The sequence below is a fragment of the Haloarcula sp. HT12 genome (assembly GCF_055271655.1).
This window is the reverse complement of sequence record NZ_JBUXKW010000008.1, coordinates 44,655-62,650: the sequence shown is the minus strand read 5'-3', so window position 1 is coordinate 62,650 and position 17,996 is coordinate 44,655. Positions and strand designations below refer to the sequence as shown.

Annotated in this window: 20 protein-coding genes; 8 read left to right on the top strand and 12 right to left on the bottom strand. The window is 66.5% G+C overall.

Annotated elements, in window-relative coordinates:
• Nucleotides 1-513: NAD(P)/FAD-dependent oxidoreductase (locus tag ACY9XZ_RS21375; RefSeq protein WP_463458937.1), on the top strand; the 513-nt coding region annotated here is incomplete at its 5' end.
• A 176-nt stretch (nt 514-689) separates the two neighbouring features.
• Here the strand turns inward: ACY9XZ_RS21375 and ACY9XZ_RS21370 are convergent.
• The gene (locus ACY9XZ_RS21370; RefSeq protein ID WP_463458936.1) at nt 690-1,913 is read right to left on the bottom strand and encodes an iron-containing alcohol dehydrogenase family protein; all 1,224 of its coding nucleotides are present in this window, start codon (nt 1,911-1,913) and stop codon (nt 690-692) included.
• A gap of 9 nt (nt 1,914-1,922) precedes the next feature.
• Nucleotides 1,923-2,873: a ring-cleaving dioxygenase gene (locus ACY9XZ_RS21365; RefSeq protein ID WP_463458935.1), complete on the bottom strand. Its 951-nt coding sequence runs from the start codon at nt 2,871-2,873 to the stop codon at nt 1,923-1,925.
• 122 nt (nt 2,874-2,995) lie between these two features.
• Here ACY9XZ_RS21365 and ACY9XZ_RS21360 point away from each other — a divergent pair, with 122 nt between their 5' ends.
• Together ACY9XZ_RS21360 and ACY9XZ_RS21355 are read left to right on the top strand one after the other, a co-directional pair.
• Nucleotides 2,996-3,181, top strand: a complete 186-nt coding sequence (locus ACY9XZ_RS21360; RefSeq protein WP_463458934.1) for a hypothetical protein — start codon at nt 2,996-2,998, stop codon at nt 3,179-3,181.
• Nucleotides 3,182-3,183: 2 nt separating this feature from the next.
• Nucleotides 3,184-4,026 carry a beta-keto acid cleavage family enzyme gene (locus ACY9XZ_RS21355; protein WP_463458938.1) on the top strand — a complete coding sequence of 281 codons (843 nt, stop codon included), beginning with the start codon at nt 3,184-3,186 and terminating at the stop codon, nt 4,024-4,026.
• An 18-nt stretch (nt 4,027-4,044) separates the two neighbouring features.
• Here the strand turns inward: ACY9XZ_RS21355 and ACY9XZ_RS21350 are convergent, their stop codons facing one another.
• Together ACY9XZ_RS21350 and ACY9XZ_RS21345 are read right to left on the bottom strand one after the other, a co-directional pair.
• Nucleotides 4,045-5,925 carry a molybdopterin biosynthesis protein gene (locus tag ACY9XZ_RS21350; protein WP_463458933.1) on the bottom strand — a complete coding sequence of 627 codons (1,881 nt, stop codon included), beginning with the start codon at nt 5,923-5,925 and terminating at the stop codon, nt 4,045-4,047.
• Complete coding sequence (locus tag ACY9XZ_RS21345) at nt 5,922-7,145, bottom strand: molybdopterin molybdotransferase MoeA (RefSeq protein WP_463458932.1); 1,224 nt, start codon at nt 7,143-7,145, stop codon at nt 5,922-5,924. Before ACY9XZ_RS21345 ends, ACY9XZ_RS21350 begins: the two co-directional genes overlap by 4 nt.
• 295 nt (nt 7,146-7,440) lie before the next feature.
• Between ACY9XZ_RS21345 and ACY9XZ_RS21340 the strand changes: the two genes are divergently transcribed.
• Nucleotides 7,441-7,851 (top strand): ArsR/SmtB family transcription factor, encoded by a 411-nt coding sequence (locus ACY9XZ_RS21340; RefSeq protein WP_463458931.1) that lies wholly within the window; start codon nt 7,441-7,443, stop codon nt 7,849-7,851.
• A 55-nt stretch (nt 7,852-7,906) separates the two neighbouring features.
• Nucleotides 7,907-9,133 carry a tripartite tricarboxylate transporter permease gene (locus ACY9XZ_RS21335; RefSeq protein ID WP_463458930.1) on the top strand — a complete coding sequence of 409 codons (1,227 nt, stop codon included), beginning with the start codon at nt 7,907-7,909 and terminating at the stop codon, nt 9,131-9,133.
• On the opposite strand, the gene corA is transcribed toward ACY9XZ_RS21335, so the two are convergent.
• The 5 genes from corA to ACY9XZ_RS21310 all read right to left on the bottom strand — a co-directional run bounded on the left by corA (nt 9,128) and on the right by ACY9XZ_RS21310 (nt 13,078).
• Complete coding sequence (gene corA, locus ACY9XZ_RS21330; protein ID WP_463458929.1) at nt 9,128-10,105, bottom strand: magnesium/cobalt transporter CorA; 978 nt, start codon at nt 10,103-10,105, stop codon at nt 9,128-9,130. The two genes, ACY9XZ_RS21335 and corA, sit on opposite strands and share 6 nt — an antisense overlap.
• The gene (locus ACY9XZ_RS21325) at nt 10,102-10,272 is read right to left on the bottom strand and encodes a hypothetical protein (RefSeq protein ID WP_463458928.1); all 171 of its coding nucleotides are present in this window, start codon (nt 10,270-10,272) and stop codon (nt 10,102-10,104) included. Before ACY9XZ_RS21325 ends, corA begins: the two co-directional genes overlap by 4 nt.
• A gap of 43 nt (nt 10,273-10,315) precedes the next feature.
• A complete protein-coding gene (locus tag ACY9XZ_RS21320) occupies nt 10,316-10,957 on the bottom strand; it encodes a DUF6517 family protein (RefSeq protein ID WP_463458927.1) in 642 nt (213 codons plus the stop codon).
• A gap of 109 nt (nt 10,958-11,066) precedes the next feature.
• Nucleotides 11,067-12,545, bottom strand: a complete 1,479-nt coding sequence (gene cysS / locus ACY9XZ_RS21315) for a cysteine--tRNA ligase (RefSeq protein ID WP_463458926.1) — start codon at nt 12,543-12,545, stop codon at nt 11,067-11,069.
• A 47-nt stretch (nt 12,546-12,592) separates the two neighbouring features.
• A complete protein-coding gene (locus ACY9XZ_RS21310; RefSeq protein ID WP_463458925.1) occupies nt 12,593-13,078 on the bottom strand; it encodes a DUF7523 family protein in 486 nt (161 codons plus the stop codon).
• A gap of 200 nt (nt 13,079-13,278) precedes the next feature.
• Here ACY9XZ_RS21310 and ACY9XZ_RS21305 point away from each other — a divergent pair, with 200 nt between their 5' ends.
• From ACY9XZ_RS21305 to ACY9XZ_RS21295, 3 genes are all read left to right on the top strand, one after another.
• Complete coding sequence (locus ACY9XZ_RS21305; RefSeq protein ID WP_463458924.1) at nt 13,279-13,437, top strand: hypothetical protein; 159 nt, start codon at nt 13,279-13,281, stop codon at nt 13,435-13,437.
• 113 nt (nt 13,438-13,550) lie between these two features.
• Nucleotides 13,551-14,432, top strand: a complete 882-nt coding sequence (locus ACY9XZ_RS21300; protein ID WP_463458923.1) for a CbiX/SirB N-terminal domain-containing protein — start codon at nt 13,551-13,553, stop codon at nt 14,430-14,432.
• Nucleotides 14,433-14,530: 98 nt separating this feature from the next.
• A complete protein-coding gene (locus ACY9XZ_RS21295; RefSeq protein ID WP_463458922.1) occupies nt 14,531-15,607 on the top strand; it encodes a DR2241 family protein in 1,077 nt (358 codons plus the stop codon).
• A gap of 4 nt (nt 15,608-15,611) precedes the next feature.
• Here the strand turns inward: ACY9XZ_RS21295 and ACY9XZ_RS21290 are convergent, their stop codons facing one another.
• From ACY9XZ_RS21290 to ACY9XZ_RS21280, 3 genes are all read right to left on the bottom strand, one after another.
• Complete coding sequence (locus ACY9XZ_RS21290) at nt 15,612-16,175, bottom strand: DUF7524 family protein (RefSeq protein WP_463458921.1); 564 nt, start codon at nt 16,173-16,175, stop codon at nt 15,612-15,614.
• Between the two features lie 33 nt (nt 16,176-16,208).
• Complete coding sequence (locus ACY9XZ_RS21285; RefSeq protein WP_053969444.1) at nt 16,209-16,403, bottom strand: methytransferase partner Trm112; 195 nt, start codon at nt 16,401-16,403, stop codon at nt 16,209-16,211.
• Nucleotides 16,404-16,517: 114 nt separating this feature from the next.
• Nucleotides 16,518-17,894: an adenylosuccinate synthase gene (locus ACY9XZ_RS21280; RefSeq protein ID WP_463458920.1), complete on the bottom strand. Its 1,377-nt coding sequence runs from the start codon at nt 17,892-17,894 to the stop codon at nt 16,518-16,520.
• Nucleotides 17,895-17,996: the final 102 nt, after the last annotated feature.

Sequence of the window (17,996 nt, the reverse complement as noted above, 5' to 3'; positions counted from 1 at the left end):
TTCATCGGCGAAGTCGACGAGGAAACCGTCTACATCGGCGACGAGGACGAACTCGATTACGACGTATTGGTCTGGACAGGCGGTATCACCGGCCGCGATTGCATGCACGACGTGGATCTGGACAAGGACGAGCGCAACCATCGCGTCCACGCTGAAGGGAACTTCCAGACCGACGACGAACACGTCTTTGCCATCGGCGATTCGGCGCTGATCGACCAGCAGGGCGACCAGCCCGCGCCGCCGACGGCCCAGGCCGCCTGGCAGGCCGCCGAGGTCGCCGGCGAGAACCTCGCTCGCGCCGTTCGCGGCCAGCCACTCAAGACCTGGACTCACAAGGACAAGGGGACGGTCGTCTCGGTCGGCGAGAAGGCCGTCGCCCACGACGTGGTGAACATGCCTATCGAAACCTTCGGCGGACTGCCGGCGAAACTGCTGAAGAAAGCCATCGCCGCCCGCTGGATTAACGACGTGACCGGCGTCGGTCGGGCCGCCAAGGCCTGGCCCGACATGTGAGACCACCTTTTTCTGCGTCGGGTTCGCGCTGACCGCGCGAACCGCTCCTTGAAAAACGTGGGCGAAAAAGGCCGGCCGCTCACTCCGTTCGCGTCCGGGGAAACCGCGCTCGCTCCGCTCGCGCGGTATGCTACTTTCTCCGCTACCGCGACTGAACAGCGGCCGTTCAGTGACCACTACCAAGCGGCTTCCAACACACCGATGATGTCTTTTTGCGTGGGCTCCAGTCCCGACGGAGCGTTCGCCATGAAGGAGTCTTGGAGAACAGCGTTTGCGACTTCGGGGAACTCCTCTCGGGTGGGCCCGTCGACATCACGGAGTCGCGTCGGGAGGCCAAGTGCCGTGACGACATCGCGAACACGGTCGACGACCGCAGCAGCGGGGTCGTCAGCACTACCGACATCGAGTGCGTCAGCCAGAAGCGACCGTCGACCGTCGACCTGGTTGAAGAAGTACGAGAGCGCGTGCGGGGCAATAACCCCGTGGGCCGCACCCTGCTGAACTTCGTAGGTCCGGGTCAGTCCGTGACCGAAGGCGTGAATCAGCGAGAGTGTCGTCCCGTCGGCTCGCGAGATGCCGTACTGAACGAGCATAATACCCTGTGCGAGCGACTGATACACCCACGGGTCGTCGTCACCGTTACCGAGTGCGAGCAGTCCGTCCGTGAAGAGCCCGAGACCGCGTGACGCCGTGGCGTCGGTTATCGGCGTCGCGTTGGCCGCGTACAGCGTCTCGATACCCTTGTCGAAGCCGTTCATCGCCGACGCTGCGAGGACTGACCGGGGCGTCGTCGCAATCAGATCGGGGTCGTAAGAGACGGCTGCGGGCATCAGTTCCGGGTCACTGACGCCGCCACTGACCGGTTCGTTCACGGGGCAGGTATCGGGAGCGGCTGTGACGCCGGCGACGATAGAGAGGTCAGCGCCGGCCAGCGTCGTCGGGATGGCGATGATGGGCGGCAGTCCCGCTTCCGGGACGGCTATCGTTCCGGAATCGACGAGCGCCTGACCGACAGCGGCCGGGTCGCGGTCAGTGGCCGCGAGGATACTGATGATCTTCGCCACGTCGAGGCTGCTCCCGCCGCCGACAGCCACGAGACAGTCAGCGTCGGTGTCGCGGAAGCGTTCGAGCCCGTCGTAGGCGGTGCCGAGCCGCTTGGCGGGCGTTGTCTCCGCGAAGATACCGGCCAATCGGTCACCAAGGGCCTCTCGAATGGGGTCCATCACGGCCGGCGTCTCACCGACGGTAGCGCCGCAGACGATCAGCGCGCGGTCGTAGCCCTGTGTGTCCAATTCCGTGTCAAGGCCGCGGGTGGCATCGGGAGCGTATCGGAGTGTCGCCGGGTCGTACTCGAACCGAAACGGCGCCGTGAGGTCGTCGATATCCGGTGTGTCAGTCATCGCTGTGGCTCACTCGCTCCCGGTCGGACCGTCGAACGGGGGCAACTGGCGCTCGATCGACTCACGGTTCGGCTCCAGTTTCTCGGGCAGCGCCAGACGAGCGCCGAGGTCCTCGAGGCGTTCGTCGACAGTAAAGCCCGGTTCCATCGTCGCGATCTCGAACAGGACGCCCCCCGGTTCGCGAGCGTAGATGGCGTGGAAGTATTTCCGGTCGATAATCCGGCTGACGTTCAGGTCGCGCTCGATGAACGCCTTGCGGTAGGCCTCCTGCTCGTCGGTACTCTCGGCCTGAAACGCGACGTGATGGACCGTGCCGACGCCCATCTCCCCTCGGCCGAAGTCCGTTTCCACGAGGTCGACGATTGCGCCTGGACCGCCGGCAGCGCTCCGGTAGCGGTGTCGTCCGTCCGCCGTCGCCTCGTGACTGTACCCCAGTATGTCGGTGAGTATCTCGGCAGTGGGGTCGACGCTGGCGACGGCCAGTGTCACACTATAGAAGCCCTGTAGCTGGTGGGCTACCGGCACTGTGCTGTCGGTCCACGGCGTCGCAGCCGAGGGTGCGTCGGTCGCGACGAGTTCGAGACTGATTCCGTCCGGGTCTTCGAACTGGAGCACTGTCTCATCGAACCGCTCGGATTGAGACACGTCGACGCCGCGGTCAGCGAGCCGCTCCCGCCAGTAGTCGACGGCGTCCGGATCGATGAGATACGCTGTCGTCTGTGTCTGACCGTCACCGAACGATCCCTGTCGACCGTCGTCGGTCCAGGGGAAGAACGTGATGTTCGTCCCGGGCGTTCCCTCGCTGTCGCCGTAGTAGAGGTGATACGTCCCGGTGTCGTCGTGGTTGACCGTCTGCTTGACCAGCCGCAGACCGAGGGTTCCGACGTAAAAGTCGGCGTTGCGTTGCGGGCTGCCCGCAATGGCAGTCACGTGGTGAAGTCCGTCTGTTTCAGGTGTCATTATACAGTATGGTCCCCCCAGGACTGAGAAGGTTTCTCACCCTGGTGTCACCGGGCGGCACGGATGTTACCACGATATCGATCCAACTGAACGGTTAACAATCGGCCTGCTGTAGTCAACACATGACCTGTCCATATCTGGAGTATCGCGAGGCGGACGAAACGCGGTCGTTCGACCATGAACGAGCGTACTGTGCTGCCGCGGAGACGTTCGTCCAGCCGATGCGGGCGGATATCTGTAACGACCGGTACGAGCTAGACCACGGGCAGCACTGCGAGATTTATCGTGCTCATGCGGAGGGCGAGTGAGCGTGGGCTACGAGGCGTACCTCGATGGCGACCCGGTCGTCATCACGGCGGCGCTGACCGGCGGCGTCCACGGCAAGGAGGCGAATCCGAACCTCCCGGAGACGCCCGAAGAAATCGGGCGTGCCGCAGGTGAGGTCGAGGCCGCCGGTGCGTCGGTCGTCCACCTCCACGCCCGGAAACCGAACGGTGAGCGCTCCTTCGAGACGGACCGCTTTCAGGAGATCGACGACGCCGTTCGCAGACATACCGACGACATCATCATCCAACACTCAACGGGGGGGACTGGCGTGCCGGACGACGTGCGGCATCAGCCGCTCCGAACGGACCCGCCGCCGGAGATGGCGTCGCTGGATATGGGGCCGTTGAACCGCTACGAGCACCTGACTAGCGAGAACACGCGAGCGCTGGTCGACTCGCTGCACGCCGAGATGGTCGACCGCGGTATCAAGCCCGAGCTAGAGGTGTTCAACGGCGGCCACCTGAACGAAGTCAGCGGATTACTCGACCGCCGCGACCTCGCGGACCCGGTGTACGCGACACTCATTTTCGGGCCGGGGACGCTGACCCCGCCAACGCCGGCGAACTTCCTGAACGCTATCGACAATCTTCCGGAGGGCGCGTTGTTCAACACGCTCGGGTTCGGTCGACACCAGCTGCCGTTTGCGACCATGGGACTGCTGTTCGGCGGCCACGTCCGCGTCGGTCTCGAAGACAACGTCTACTACGACCGCGGTGAACTCGCCGAAAACAACGCCCGTCTCGTAGAGCGCGTAGTGCGGCTGGCTGACGAACTGGGCCGCCCCGTCGCATCGGCCGCGGAGGCCAGAGAAATCCTGTCTGCGTGAGCGCTGCGACGCCCCTCGCTACTGCGGCCCTACACCGACCAGCCCCTCAGCCAGCGAGTCGAGGTCGGCAAGCGTCGCAGCGAGTTCGGTAACACTGTCTTTCTCCCGTCGCTTCGGGTTCGCGAGAACCCGAACCGGTTGCGTTCCCAGCGAGACGAACCCGAGGTCGAGTTTCGTTGCCGTGGCACGGAGGCCGAGCCCCACGTCAGCATCGCCTGCCAGAACCTTCCGGGCGGGGCTCTCGTGAGCCTTCGTCGTCAGTTCGTAGCCGTCGATGGCATCGACGACTTCGGCGCGGCCGACGCCCCGTTCTTCGCCGAAGGCATCGAGCGCGTCGTCGAAGCTCCGTCGCAGCCCGGAGGCGGTGTCCCGGTTGACGAAGCGGTAGTCCCCGTCGACGAGATCGCTCAGGTCGGATATATCGGTATCCGGACCGACGACCAGTCCCCACTCGCGCTGCCAGCCGCCGATCTCAGCTGCGTCGTGGTCGCTGTCGGTCGGACCCGCGACGATGGCAATATCCGGGACGCCGTTGTCGAGTCGGCGGCGTCCTTCGGTCGACCCGAGCGGGAGATACCGCGGGCGGGAAACGGTGTCCAGCAGGCGCGAGAGGAGCGGGTCGTCCTCGCCCATGCCGAGAAGCGTCGGCGGCCTGACCGCCGGGGAGAACAGCGTCACGTCGACTGGCTCCCCTTCCGCGAGATAGTCAGTCCCCGGCGGCACGTCCACGAAGCCGTCGGCGTCGACGAGGCTCGTCGTCGCACCGCTGCCTTTGTCGACGGGATAGACCAGCAGCGACCCGGATTCGTCCTCGACCAGTCCGGCCGGCATGAGGCGTCTGCGCCCCTCCCCGTAGCGCTCCTGGACTGCCATCGTGCCGGACACCGTCGCTGTCTGTGGCGGGTCCCGACCGGCGGCGTCCCGGACCGCCGGCGCGACGAACGTCTGGAAGATGGTCAGCGCCGACACCGGATACCCCGGCAGCCCGACGTACGCCGAGTCGCCGATGGTGCCGACGAGCATCGGCTTGCCGGGTTTGACGGCGACGCCGTGGAGTCGGAGTTCGCCCCGCTCCTCAATGACGCGGTAGATGACGTCGACCGCGCTCGCGCTGGTCGACCCCGACGAGAGGACGAGGTCGCACTCGTCGGCCGCCTCGTGGAGCAGCCGCTCCATCTCCGCGTAGTCGTCGCCGGCGTGGGGGTACATCACCGGGTCGCCGCCTGCCTCCGCGACCGCGCCGGCCAGCGTGTAGCTGTTCACGTCGTATATCTCACCGGCGGCGCTGTCGAGGGGATTCCCGGGCCGAACGAGTTCGTCGCCGGTCGAGAGGATGCCGACGAGGGGGCGGCCGCGTACCGGGACCTCGTCGACGCCCAGCGCCGACAGAAGCCCGATTTCGCGTGGCGTGATTCGCGTTCCGGGACCGAGCGCGCGCGCTCCGGCCGCGATGTCCGCGCCGGCGAGCATCACGTTGTCACCGGGCGCGACGGACGTGCGTATCTCGACGCCGTCGTCCGTCTCGGTCGTCCGCTCGACCATCACGACGGCGTCCGCACCGGGGGGCATCACCGCGCCGGTGGAGATCTCGGCGACCGAACCGGACTCGACGGTCACGTCGGGTTCCTCGCCGGCGTGGACCTCCCCGGTGACCGACAGCCTCACCGGATCGGCCTCGTCAGCGCCGAAGGTGTCTCTGGCCCGGACCGCGTAGCCGTCCATGCTCGCGCGGTCGAACCCTGGCACGTCGATGTCGGCGTCGACCCGCTCAGCGAGGACGCGGTCGCGGGCGTCCGCGAGCGGGACCGTCTCCGGGTCGGGGTCGATATCGAGACTCGCGACGACCTCGTGGGCCTCCTCGGGCGAGGCCAGGTCGCGGAACTCCCGTCGGTCGCTCACTGTGACCACTCCCAGTCCTCGACAGCCACGGTGTCACCGGCGTCGTACCCCTCGACGGACTCCGGCACGACGACCCAGCCGTCCGCGAGCGCGACGCTGGAGAGGACGCCGGAGCCGCTGGCCCGCGTCGGGGTCGCTGTCGGCTGTTCGTTCGTATCTGCGTCGTGCAGTTCCACCCGGGCGTAGGTTCGGGTCCCCGGTTCGCTGGCTATCTTCCGCGTCAACTCGGCCTCGGTGGTCGGCGGCTCTGTCGCCGGGAGGTGACCGGCCCGCCGGAGCGCCGGCCGGAGGAACTGGACGGCGTTGACGATACAGGCGACCGGATACCCCGGCAGCATGAGAATCGGCGTCTCCTCGACCACGCCGAGCGCGACCGGATGGCCCGGCTTCAGCGCGACGCCGTGGACCAGCACCTCGCCGATGTCGTCGACGACCTCCGGGAGCAGGTCGCGCTCGCCGACGGAGGACCCACCGGTCGTCACCACGATGTCGTGGTCCAGGTCGTCGCTGATTGCGTCGCGGAGCGCGTTCACGTCGTCGGTGACGATGTCGCGGTAGGTCGCCGCCCCGCCCCAGCGTTCGACGTACTGGGTGACGGTCTGACCGTTCGTCTCGATGACCTCCCCCGGCGCGGGGTCGTCCTGTACCAGCTCCTCGCCAGTGGGAATCACGCTGACGGTGGGGCGCTCGTACACCTCGACAGTGTCGTTCCCGACTGATTTCAACAGCCCGAGGTCAGACGGGCGGAGCCTGTGACCGTCCTCGTAGAGGGTCTGCCCTTCCGCCACGTCCTCGCCGACCGGCGCGACGTTCTCACCGCCCGCGACCGCGTCGAACACCGTGACGGTGTCGCCGGCCACCTCGGTCTCCTCGACCATCACGACGGCGTCTGCGCCATCGGGGAGTTCGCTCCCCGTGTGTACGCGGGCCGCTGTTTCTGTGGTCACCGTCTCACCGACCCGGAGCGATGCCGGCGACCGCTGGCTCGCGCCGAAGGTGTCCTCGGCTCTGACGGCGAAGCCGTCCATGGCCGCCCGGCGGTAGTGGGGCACCGCTCGCTCGGCGGTGATGTCTGTGGCGACCACGCGCTCGTCGGCGTCGCGCAGCGGGACGCGCTCCGTCCGTTCGTGGGGCGTCACTGCGTCCAGCAGTGTCTTCCTCGCCGTCGACACCGGCGTTCGGTCCTTGAACCCGGCCGACTTTCGGGACTCGTTGCTCATGCCAGTACGAATGGCCGGCACACCAAAAAGCTCGCCAGGTTCAGAAGGCTCCGGTCGGAAGGGGACGTATGGCTGAATCGGACCTGTGTTGTCGGATCTGTGGGCGCGAACTCTCGACGGGGCTGGTCGCGACTGACAGCCGCCATTGCTGTCTCAACGCCACCCCTATCGCCGGGAGCTGTCCGGAACACGGGCCGGTCGGGCCGCACCACGCTATAAAAAATAAATAGGGGTGTTTTCAGCATTTTTTGGTCTGATAACAACTAAATGCGGGTCGTAGGTACACTAAACCAAGATGTCGACTGACCACTCGCGAGCGGTCGACGGGGAGCCGCCAGAGGACCCGGCCGACCTGCTGCCCGATAACAGCGCCCTTAGTCTTGAGGAGTACCTCGACATGCACGCCGCGGTCGGCAACCGGATCCGGTACGAAATCCTCTACCGCCTCGTCCACGGTGGGGAGATGAGTCCGACGGAACTGGATGACATGTTAACTGTCGATGACAGTACGCTCCACTATCACCTCAACACGCTCGTTGACGCCGGCCTCGTCGAGAAGCGCCAGCGGACGGACCGCGGCCAGGATGGACTCTACACATACTACAGTGCGACTGTCTTCGGCGAGGTGACGCTCACCGACGGCGTCGACGAGCTCATCCGCGGCGAACAGGCCTTCGACGACATGTACGACAGTTCGGCGGAGTGAGTGGGCACGCGGCCGGCACGGAGGTTCAAGTACGGGAACGGGGCCACGCCCCGGTATGCTCCAGGGGACTCCCGCCGTCGACCCGACAGCGACGCTCGCGCTACTCGCTGCGGTCGGGGCGGGAGTCGGGCTGGGAACGCTCAGCGGCCTCATCCCGGGGCTGCACGCAAACACGTTCGCGCTGCTGCTCGCGGCCGCAGCGAGCAGTCTACCCGGGCCGCGGCTCTACGTCGGCGTCGCGATGCTTTCGGCCGGCGTGACACACACCTTTCTCGACGTGATTCCGGCGCTGGCACTCGGCGTTCCGGACCCGGCGATGGCGGCCAGCGCGCTGCCGAGCCACCAGCTGGTCATCGAGGGGCGCGGGCGAGAAGCGCTTCGCCTGTCGGCGCTGGGGAGCGGCCTGGCGGTGGTGTTTGCCGTTCCCCTTGCGGTTCCGCTGACGCTGGTGATGGAACGAATGTATCCGCTGCTCCGCCCGTGGCTGTCGGTGTTGCTCGCTGGCGTCGCCGTCCTGCTCGTGATCACCGAACACGGCCGTCGCCGGCAGGTGGGTGCCGCGTGTTCGCTGGCCGCCAGCGGGCTGCTCGGTGTTGCGCTGCTCGATGCGCCACTGACTGGGTGGCTGCCGGTCTCGGACGTGCTGGTCCCGCTGTTCTCGGGGCTGTTCGGCGCGCCGGTGCTGCTTGCTGCCATCGAGGGGGACGGCGTCCCACCGCAGGCCGACGCGACGGTGACGACGCCGCGGCGAACAGTCGGCGTTCTCGCGGGCGTCGGCACGCTCTGTGGCGGCGCTGTCGGCTACATTCCAGGAATCTCCAGTGCCATCGCGGCGACGCTGGCACTGGGGCTGGTCGCCGATCAGGGGCCACGGGCGTTCATCGTCACGACGAGCGGCGTCAACACGGCGACAGCAGTGTTTGCCCTGTTCGCGCTCGACTCGCTTGGAACACCGCGAACCGGCGTCCTCGTTGCGTTGGACCGGGCCGAGGTGCCGCTCGTGCTCCCGGCGCTGCTCGCAGCGGTCGCCATCGCCGCCGTCACCGGCGCAATACTCGTTCCGACCGTCGGTGATCGCTATCTTCGGATCGTCGGGCAACTGGATCCAGCGGCGCTCTCGGTGGCAGTGCTCGCGCTGCTCGTCTGTCTCTCAGCGCTCTTTGCGGGGCTGGTCGGTATCGGTGCGTTCGGCGCGGCCACCGCTGTGGGCCACCTCCCGCCGAAGTTCGGGGCTCGACGGGCGACCCTGATGGGGGTGTTGCTCGTCCCGCTGGCGCTATAGATAGCCCCGCTGCCGGAAGTGAGCGAGCATCACTGCGACGACGGCAGCCATCCCGACCATCACCGCCGGATAGCCGAACGTCCAGCCCAGTTCCGGCATGTTGTACGGGCTATCGGCGAAGTTCATCCCGTAGATACCGACCACAAAGGTTAGCGGAATGAAGATGGTGGCGACGACGGTGAGGACCTTCATCACCTCGTTGGTGGATTGGGACACCGTGTTCAGGTAGATGTCGCGCGCGCCAGCGACGAGGTCGCGGTACGTCTCAGTCAGGTCGACAATCTGGACGAGGTGGTCGTACACGTCCCGGAAGTACTTCTCCGTCTGTGGTTGGATCTGCTTGGGGTCGCCGCGAGCGAGGATACCGATGGCCTCGCGGGCGGGCCAAACCTGCTTGCGGAACGACAGCAGGTCGCGCCGGACGTCGTTGATCCGTTCGAGCGTCTGGATGTCGGTGGATGTCGTCACTTCTTCCTCGATCTGTTCGATATCGGTCTCGATCTCGTCAAGCAGATCGAAATACGCGTCGACGATGACGTCGATGACCCGGTAGGCGGTGAAGTCCGGCCCGCGGTGGAGGAGTCGCTCGTCCCCGCGGCCGACGGCGTCCATCACGCGCTGGACGGACGGGACGGCTCCCGTCGACAGCGTGACGACCCAGTCGGGGCCGATGAACAGGCCAAGCGGCGTCGTCTTCACCTCTTTGTCGAAGGTCGTGTCGCCGGGCGTGAGCGACGCGGATTTGACGAGGACGAACGTGTAGGCGTTGAACTCCTGAACGTTCGCCCGGACGTCGTTCTTGATGTCCTCGATAGCCAGCGGGTGGAGGTCGAAAACGGAGCTGACAGCCTCGATCTCGTCTGGTGTCGCGTCGGTGACGTGGACCCACGTCGTCCCGACAGCGGTTCGGGCGGCCGCCAGTTCCTCGTACTCCAGCGCCTGCCCGTCGGCGTACACCACCGCGGAGATCACGGTGGGTCCTCCATCGGCGTGGAGTAGCCGACAGCGGCCACCGTCAGCCCGACCATGACCGCCGTCACTGACGCGGACCGGCCGGGATAGGCGACGCTCGTGCCGACGGCGTAGCCGGCGATGCCGACGAGCGTGAGCACCACACCTGCGACAAACAGCCGGTTCATGCCTCCGTCATCACCGGCCCGGAAGAAAACAGTATCCCCGCAGTCAGTTCCCCGAATGGGAGAGGCCGCCGAGCAGCGTATCGACCCGTGGGCTCTCGCGGTCGTCGATCCGTTCAGGGTAGACGGCGACGGCGACGACCACGTCACCCTCGTGCTCGAAGCTCGTGAGATGGATCAGCACGTCGACTTCCTGGCCTTCGATGGTTGTCGTTCCGGAGAAGACGGCCACTTCGCGGGACTCGCCGAGCGCGTCCACCGAGCGGTTCCGCTGGAACTCGACGTCGCTGATCTGGTCGTTCCGGCTCGCGACTTCCTCGACGAGGCGTTCGTTAGACCAGCTCGCGGCGGGGTTCAGTGTCTGCCCTGCCACGGTCGCGCTGGGCGTCGAGAAGACGATGAACCGGCCGGCGTTGACCTCACCGACCGGCCCGAGGTCGATGCCGCGCTGGTACTGGCGGACGTGGTTCGTGACGCGAATCGTCCGTTCCTGGCCGGCGACGTCCACCGTCCGCTCGATGGTCTGCTCGTCCGCCATCGACTGCTCGTAGCCGGTCTCTTCGAGCGCGCTGTCACTGACTGACGCGGGCGAGGACTCGAATTCGACTGTCTCTCCGGTCAGCAGGCCGACACAGCCCGACGAGACGACGAGGAGTCCGACGAGAAGCGTGAGTATGCCCTTTCGCATTATTGTTGCTACACTGTGTCCCGTATATAAAGTACTTGGCCGTTCAAGCTATCTCTGAGACTACAAGAATCGTACTGGCAGCGCGGTCAGAACTGCCCGGTCGGGTCCGTCAGAGCCGGTAAGTCGGCCCGTCGTCGGTGTCCTGTACCTCCACGCCGAGCGCTTCGAGTTCGTCCCGGAGTTCGTCGGCGCGCTCGTAGTTGCCCGCGTCCCGCTCCTGCTCACGGATGTTCAGGACCAAGTCGACCACATCGCCCGCCAGCGACACGTCGCCGCTGTCGTCGTCGCCGAACGTCAGACCCAGGATGCCGCCGCCGAGTTCTTCGAAGGTTTCGACGGCGCGGCGGAGCCCTTGGTAGTCTCGTTGCTCGTGCGCATCGAGGTGGGAGTTCACTGCAGCCGTCAGGTCGAGCAGCGCGGTCATCGCTTCCCGCGTGTTGAAGTCGTCGTTCATCGCGGCCTCGAACGCCGAGCGGGCGTCCGCGACCGCGTTGCGGAGCGTCTCGTCGGTCACTTTCGCGTAGGCGTCCACGTCGTCGCAGGCCCCGACCGCACGCTCGTAGCCCCGGGAGAGGCGGTCCCAGCGCTCCTCGGCCTCGGCGATGGTCTCGTCGCTGTAGGTCGCCCGCGAGGTGTAAGCCGTCGACAGCAGGAAGGTCCGGAGCACGTCGGGGCCGAACTCATCGACGGCGTCGGCGACGGCGAAGTAGTTGCCGAGCGAGGATGACATCTTCTCCTCTTCGGTCTCCAGCAGGCGGACGTGGAGCCAGTACTTCGCGAACTGCTTTCCGGTCGCCGCCTCGCTCTGGGCCACCTCGTTCTCGTGGTGGGGGAAGACGAGGTCCTGCCCGCCGACGTGGATGTCGATTGACTCGTCGAGGTGGGTCATCGACATCGCCGAACATTCGATGTGCCAGCCGGGTCGGCCCTCGCCCCACGGCGACTCCCAGGTCTGGGCGGTCTGGCAGGCCTCCTCGGCCGGCGCGGCCTCGGGGTGCTGGTGCTCGGCAATGTCCTCCGGGTCGACGCCGCCGGCCTTCCAGAGCGCGAAGTCGGCCGGGTGGCGCTTCTCCCCCTCGGTCTCTTCGCCCTGGGACTCGATGTCGTCGACGGACTGGTTCGAGAGCTTCCCGTAGTCCTCGAAACTGGTCACGTCGAAGTAGACGGAGCCGTTTTGTTCGTAGGCGTGACCCCCCTCGACGAGTCGCTCGACGAGGTCGATGATCTCCGGGACGTGCTCGGAGACGCGGGGGTACACCTCCGCGCGGCCGAGGTTGAGCGACCGCATGTCGTCGATGACCTGCCCGACGTAGTGGCGGGCCACGCTCTCCTCGCTGTCGCCGTCCTCGCCGACGCGGGCGACGATCTTCTCGTTGACGTCGGTGAAGTTCTCGACGTGGTGGACGTCATAGCCCAGGTGGTCGAGCCAGCGGGCCATCACGTCGACGTGGACCCAGCCCCGCGCGTGACCGAGATGCGGCGGGTCGGAGGTCGTCAGCCCACAGTAGTACAGCAACACGGAGTCGGGGTCGCGCGGCTCGAAGGGCTCTTTCTCACCGGTCAACGTGTTCGTCACGCGAAGCGTCATTACCGGGGACCACTGGTGCCGCCCGCTTTAAGCCGTCGGAAGGCGATTCACCGCTGTACGACGGCCTCGACCGTCCGGAGCGCGTCCGGTCCCGCGCGACGGCCCACCACCACGACGAGCGCGTCGTCGGTGACACCAGCCGCTTCGACGGAAACGTCCGCCGCTCGCAGGCGTCCGAGTACCTCCGCAAGCGCCGCCGGGGATAGGTCACCGGTGGCGACGATACCCGTCAGCGATCCGGCGTCCTCGGCGAAGGCGGTGTCGCCGATTCCGAGGACGACAGCGGACGTAGCGTCGGGCGACTCGACCCGACCCAGACCGCTCTGCATCGAGACTCTGGCGTCACTGTCGTGTGACGGATCGTCGTCCAGTTCCTCGGCGAACCGGCGGAGCGCAGTCGCGATGGCCTCTGCCTCACCGTCGATGTCGAGCGCGCGTGCGGCGGCCGTGTAGTTGACGACACCGGCCCGGAGCGCGTCGTAGAGAAACGGGCGCTCGCGGACGGCGTCCCTGGTCGCGGCTGCGAGTGACATTGGCGTCGGCCACGGGCGGCGCGGGCAAAAGTGGTTCTATCGGGTGCGAGCGACCGCGGGCAGCGGAGCCAGCGTCGTCGGGCCATAACCGCCACACAGGCGTGCTGTCCCCTCAGAACTGTGGGGCCGGTCCCAGCAACTGAGAACAGTAAGGGGGGTTTGTCCCCCTCGGCGTCCACTCTCTACATGAGGGAAGAACAATGGCGATTGCACAACGTGAACGGCAAGCGTTCGGACAGCCCCTGGGAGCAGCGGAGCGAGTTATCGGCGCCATCGTCGTTGCTGCTGGTGCGCTGGGACACGCCGCGCTGCTTGCGGCCGCCGGACTGTTGTTCTACGTCCTCCTGTTCGGGCTGTAACCGAATGAATCGGTCGGCAACCACTCACTTTCCGAGTTCGACATCGCACAGCCTGCCGGCTATCCGGACAGGCCAACGAAGGCCCTAAGAACGGCTCGCCCCAACCGAGCGGTATGGACGAAGCCCTCGTTATCGCGGCCCACGGCTCCCACCTGAACGCCGAATCGAGTACGCCCACCTACGACCACGCGGACACGATCCGGGCGACCGGCGCGTTCGGCGAGGTCCGTGAATCGTTCTGGAAGGAGGAACCGTCGTTCCGGGAGGCGCTACGGACCGTCGACGCCGACGAGGTGTACCTGGTCCCGCTGTTCATCTCGGAGGGTTATTTCACCGAGCAGGTCATCCCCCGGGAGTTCCGTCTGGAGGACTGGGACCCCGAGCTGTGGGACTCCGACGGGACGAGCGCGACCAACGCGACGCTGACCGCCGAAGACACGGACCAGACGGTCCACTACTGCGGCCCGGTCGGCACCCACGACTCGATGAGCGACGTCATCGTCCAGCGGGCCGAGTCCGTCACCGGCGACCCCGACGTCGGCGAGGGCTTCGGTCTCGCGGTCGTCGGCCACGGCACGGAGCGCAACGAGAACTCCGCGAAGGCGATCCAGTACCACGCCGACCGCATCCGCGAGCGAGGCCGCTTCGACGAGGTCCAGTCGCTGTTCATGGACGAGGACCCCGAGGTCGACGACGTGGCCGACTACTTCGAGAGCGACGACATCGTCGTCGTCCCGCTGTTCATCGCTGACGGCTTCCACACGCAGGAGGACATCCCCGAAGACATGGGCCTGACTGACGACTACCGGACGGGCTACGACGTGCCGACTACCGTCGAGGGCCACGACATCTGGTACGCCGGCGCGGTCGGGACGGAACCGCTGATGGCCGACGTGGTGCTCGAACGGGCCGCCGACGCGGGGGCCGACGTTCGCAGCGCCATCGAGCAGGTGCGCGAGGAAACCGGCGGCGCAAAGCCCGCGACGGGGGACTGACGGCTCACCGACTGCTACCGCTGGGTCAAAATAACGGGGTTCCGCCACTGGCTGGCCGGAACCAGCCGACTTTTGCCGACCGAGTCCCGTTTCCCCGTATGGACGGCGAGTACGTGGACGCGCTGGTGGCAACCGCCCCCGACGGCATCGCCTTCGACGACCTCCACGTTGCCCACGACAGTGACGGGTACACGTTCCAGACGCCGGACGTGGACCATAGTGGTATCGACGAAGCAACGCTCCGGACGGTGGCGACGGATTCGCCGTACGTCCGGAACTGGTACTTTTGGCACGCCACCGCGCCCCAGAAGGCGGACCGGTGGGCGTTCCTCCGCTGGCTCGAAGGCGCGGAGCAGCGGGACGTGGCCGAGCGCTACGACGCGCTTGCCGACGGCATCGCTGCGACCTGGGGCGAACTCCACCTGACCGTCACGCTCTCCGACGGGGAGCGGACCTACAGCGTTCGCCACCGCGCCGACGCCGACGTCGGAACCAGCGTGCTCGACACGCATGACGACCCGCTCGACGCGCGCGAAATCGCGAAACACGACGACGACGGGGGCTACCGTCCGCTCAAGACCGCGCCGTCGCTCCGGACCGGCTGGGCGTTCCCCGAGCTATCGGCGGGTGAGTTCGTCACCACGGTCGACGCGTTCTACCCGGCGACCGTCGCGAACTGGCACCGCGAACGGGAGGGCGAACTCGACGTGACCCACTGGCGGGACACCGTCGACCGGCAGACGGGCATCTACGGCGTCGTCAAGACCTGGGACCGCGGCGACGGCTACGAGCACGTCAACTGGGTCGCCGAGGCCTGCTGTGACGATTCCCAGTGTCTCAAACGCCGGGAGTGGCAGTACGACGACGAGACGGAGCTCGATGTCGACGGCGGATCGGGGGAGTTCCCTTGCCGTGAACCCTGTTCGCTCGTCATCGCTGGCGCACGCAAGTGGACGAAACTCGAAGGCGAGCAGTCACAGACCTACGAGTTCGAGCTGACGCCCAGCGAGAAAGAGCAGATCGAGGACATCATCGACGCCGTGGCCGACGGCGAGGCGGACGACATCCGCGAGGCCGACATCTACGAGGGGGCCAACCGGTACCGGGCGCGGTTCCTGCGTGCGAAGCTGTTCGACGACGAGGGGAACCTCGGCGGCGTCGAGACGGAGGAGTGAGGTATCAGGCCGAGCGGACCGCGACAAACAGAAGGCCGACCAGGATTGTGACCGCGAGGACGGCGCCGACAGTCAACAGAACGTTTCCGGTGAGTACCAGCGTGATGAGCCCCGCGATCAGGACCGTGAAGCCGCCGGCCGCCAGTATCGGCCCCGCGGACAGGTCGTCGAGGCCGGGCTCCGATCCCGTCGCCGGCTTCGGCTGTGGTTTCGACAGGTCGTCGTCGACGATGACCGGTTCGTTCTCGGTCCCGCCTTCCGGGATGTAGACGTCGATGTATCGAGTCTCGGCGCCGTAGGCCGTGACGACCTTTAGCTTCCCCCGGACCGGTCCGTCACCGTCGACAGTCACCCTGACCAATCGATCGGTTTCGGCCCGTACGTGATGGTTCGTGGCGTCAAGCGACGCGACCGAAGAGAGCGAGTCGTCGAGGTGGAGATGGACGTGCAGGGCCTCGCCGTGGTTGATCAACTGCACGTCGAAACTCCCTGTCGCGTCGAACTCGTTTGGAACCTCCAGGCTGTGGATGTCCGTTCGGTTGAGGTGCACGGGCAGGGAGTCAGGCACGGGCGTGACTCCGCGGGGCGAGGAAAAAAAGGTTCAGGCCGGTGCCTCGTCGCGCATGTCCGGCGGGAGCAGGTTCGGAATGCCGTCCTCGATTGGGAACGTCTCGCCGCATTCGGTGCAGACGAGTTCGCCCGACAGGATCTCACCGTCGTCACGCTCCGTCACTTCGAGGTCGAGGTCGTGTTTGTCCAGAGGGCAGCAAATAATTTCCATCAGGTCCTCTTTCATACGTTCAGCCAAGACCGGCGGTCGCAAAAGTCTGCCGCTCTCCCAGTGGAGACGGACCCGTCGCTGGGCGCTGGTGAGTGAACATACAAACGACGAACCCGACAGCGATGGCAGTTAAAACGGCTGTTCGCGGACGATGGTTTCGCCGCGGCCGGGACCGACACCGATGGCGTAGGCCGGCGTGTCGAGTTCGGACTCGATGTACTCGACGTAGGCCTTCGCGTTCTCCGGCAGCGCGTCGTACCCCTCGTCGGCGGCAGCCTGCCAGTCGACTTCCGGCCAGCCGTCGAAGCTCCGGAAGTTCGCCTCACATTTCGCCCACTGCTCGGTGGTCGCGGGCATCGACGCCAGTTCCTCGCCGTCGAGCGTGTACGTGTGGCCGACTTTGACTTCGTCGAGGCCGGCGAGCACGTCGAGGTGGTTGATGGCGATGCCGGTAAAGCCGGACACGCGCGTCGAGTGACGCAGCATCGGCAGGTCGAGCCAGCCGACCCGTCGCGGGCGGCCGGTGACAGTGCCGTACTCGCCGCCCTCCTCGCGGATGTAGTTCGCCAGCTCCTCGTTCTCGCCTTCGCCCTGCTCGTCGTAGCCCGGCGTGTCGCCGACGACGCCGCCGAGTTCGGTCGGCAGCGGGCCGCTCCCGACGCGAGTGAGATACGCCTTGACGATCCCGATAACTTCGCCGTCGCCGACGACGCCGGGGCTGAGTCCGGTTCCGGTCGCCGCGCCGCCGGCCGTCGGGTTCGAGGAGGTGACGTAGGGGTAGTTCCCGTGGTCGATGTCGATGATGGTCCCCTGTGCGCCCTCCAGCATGACGTTCTGGCCCTCGTCGATGGTGGCGCTGAGGAAGGCCCCGGCGTTGACGGTCATGTCTTCGGCCTCGAAGCGGCGGCCGAACTCGCGGAACTCCTCGAAGATGGCGTCCACGTCGAAGGCGTCGGGGTCTTCGAGTTCGTTGATATCGAGGCCGTACACGTCCTCGACGACGGCCCGCTTCTGCGGGACGACGTATTCGAGCCGGTCCCGGAGCACGTCCGGGTCGAGCAGGTCGCCAACGCGAACCCCGCGCCGGCCGGCCTTGTCCTCGTAGGTCGGGCCGATACCGCGGCCCGTCGTCCCGACTTCCTGATCCGTTTCGCTTTTTACTTTCTCCTCGATACCGTCGAGCACGCGGTGGAACGGGAGAATGACGTGTGCTCGTTCGGCGATGCGGACGTCCGGGTCGAGGCCGCGTTCCTGGAGCGTGTCTATCTCGTCGAACAGCGTTCGCGGATTGACGACGCACCCGTTGCCGAGGACGCCGACCTTGCCGCGGATGGCTCCGCTCGGAACCAGCGAGAGCTTGTACTCCTCGCCCTCGTGGACGACGGTGTGGCCGGCGTTGTCGCCGCCCTGATAGCGCGCGACGACGTCCACGTCGTCGCCGTACAGGTCGACGATGCCGCCCTTCCCTTCGTCGCCGAGCTGTGAGCCGACGATGGTTACGGTCATCGAACCCACCTTCCAGCCACCGTGATAAACAGATTACGGTCCCGATATCACGCTCGTGAGCAGTACCCATGTGAATCGTTACGACGGTTTTAAGACACCCCT

What these genes read in the sequence shown, in the direction of transcription:
- ACY9XZ_RS21320 (WP_463458927.1), bottom strand. Translation starts at nt 10,957, where the DNA reads ATGCGAAAGGGCATACTCACGCTTCTCGTCGGACTCCTCGTCGTCTCG.
- ACY9XZ_RS21300 (WP_463458923.1), top strand. Translation starts at nt 13,551, where the DNA reads ATGGACGAAGCCCTCGTTATCGCGGCCCACGGCTCCCACCTGAACGCC.
- ACY9XZ_RS21325 (WP_463458928.1), bottom strand. Translation starts at nt 10,272, where the DNA reads ATGAACCGGCTGTTTGTCGCAGGTGTGGTGCTCACGCTCGTCGGCATC.
- ACY9XZ_RS21360 (WP_463458934.1), top strand. Translation starts at nt 2,996, where the DNA reads ATGACCTGTCCATATCTGGAGTATCGCGAGGCGGACGAAACGCGGTCG.
- ACY9XZ_RS21305 (WP_463458924.1), top strand. Translation starts at nt 13,279, where the DNA reads ATGGCGATTGCACAACGTGAACGGCAAGCGTTCGGACAGCCCCTGGGA.
- cysS (WP_463458926.1), bottom strand. Translation starts at nt 12,545, where the DNA reads ATGACGCTTCGCGTGACGAACACGTTGACCGGTGAGAAAGAGCCCTTC.
- ACY9XZ_RS21335 (WP_463458930.1), top strand. Translation starts at nt 7,907, where the DNA reads ATGCTCCAGGGGACTCCCGCCGTCGACCCGACAGCGACGCTCGCGCTA.
- ACY9XZ_RS21280 (WP_463458920.1), bottom strand. Translation starts at nt 17,894, where the DNA reads ATGACCGTAACCATCGTCGGCTCACAGCTCGGCGACGAAGGGAAGGGC.
- ACY9XZ_RS21345 (WP_463458932.1), bottom strand. Translation starts at nt 7,145, where the DNA reads ATGAGCAACGAGTCCCGAAAGTCGGCCGGGTTCAAGGACCGAACGCCG.
- ACY9XZ_RS21310 (WP_463458925.1), bottom strand. Translation starts at nt 13,078, where the DNA reads ATGTCACTCGCAGCCGCGACCAGGGACGCCGTCCGCGAGCGCCCGTTT.
- ACY9XZ_RS21285 (WP_053969444.1), bottom strand. Translation starts at nt 16,403, where the DNA reads ATGAAAGAGGACCTGATGGAAATTATTTGCTGCCCTCTGGACAAACAC.
- ACY9XZ_RS21295 (WP_463458922.1), top strand. Translation starts at nt 14,531, where the DNA reads ATGGACGGCGAGTACGTGGACGCGCTGGTGGCAACCGCCCCCGACGGC.
- ACY9XZ_RS21370 (WP_463458936.1), bottom strand. Translation starts at nt 1,913, where the DNA reads ATGACTGACACACCGGATATCGACGACCTCACGGCGCCGTTTCGGTTC.
- ACY9XZ_RS21365 (WP_463458935.1), bottom strand. Translation starts at nt 2,873, where the DNA reads ATGACACCTGAAACAGACGGACTTCACCACGTGACTGCCATTGCGGGC.
- ACY9XZ_RS21340 (WP_463458931.1), top strand. Translation starts at nt 7,441, where the DNA reads ATGTCGACTGACCACTCGCGAGCGGTCGACGGGGAGCCGCCAGAGGAC.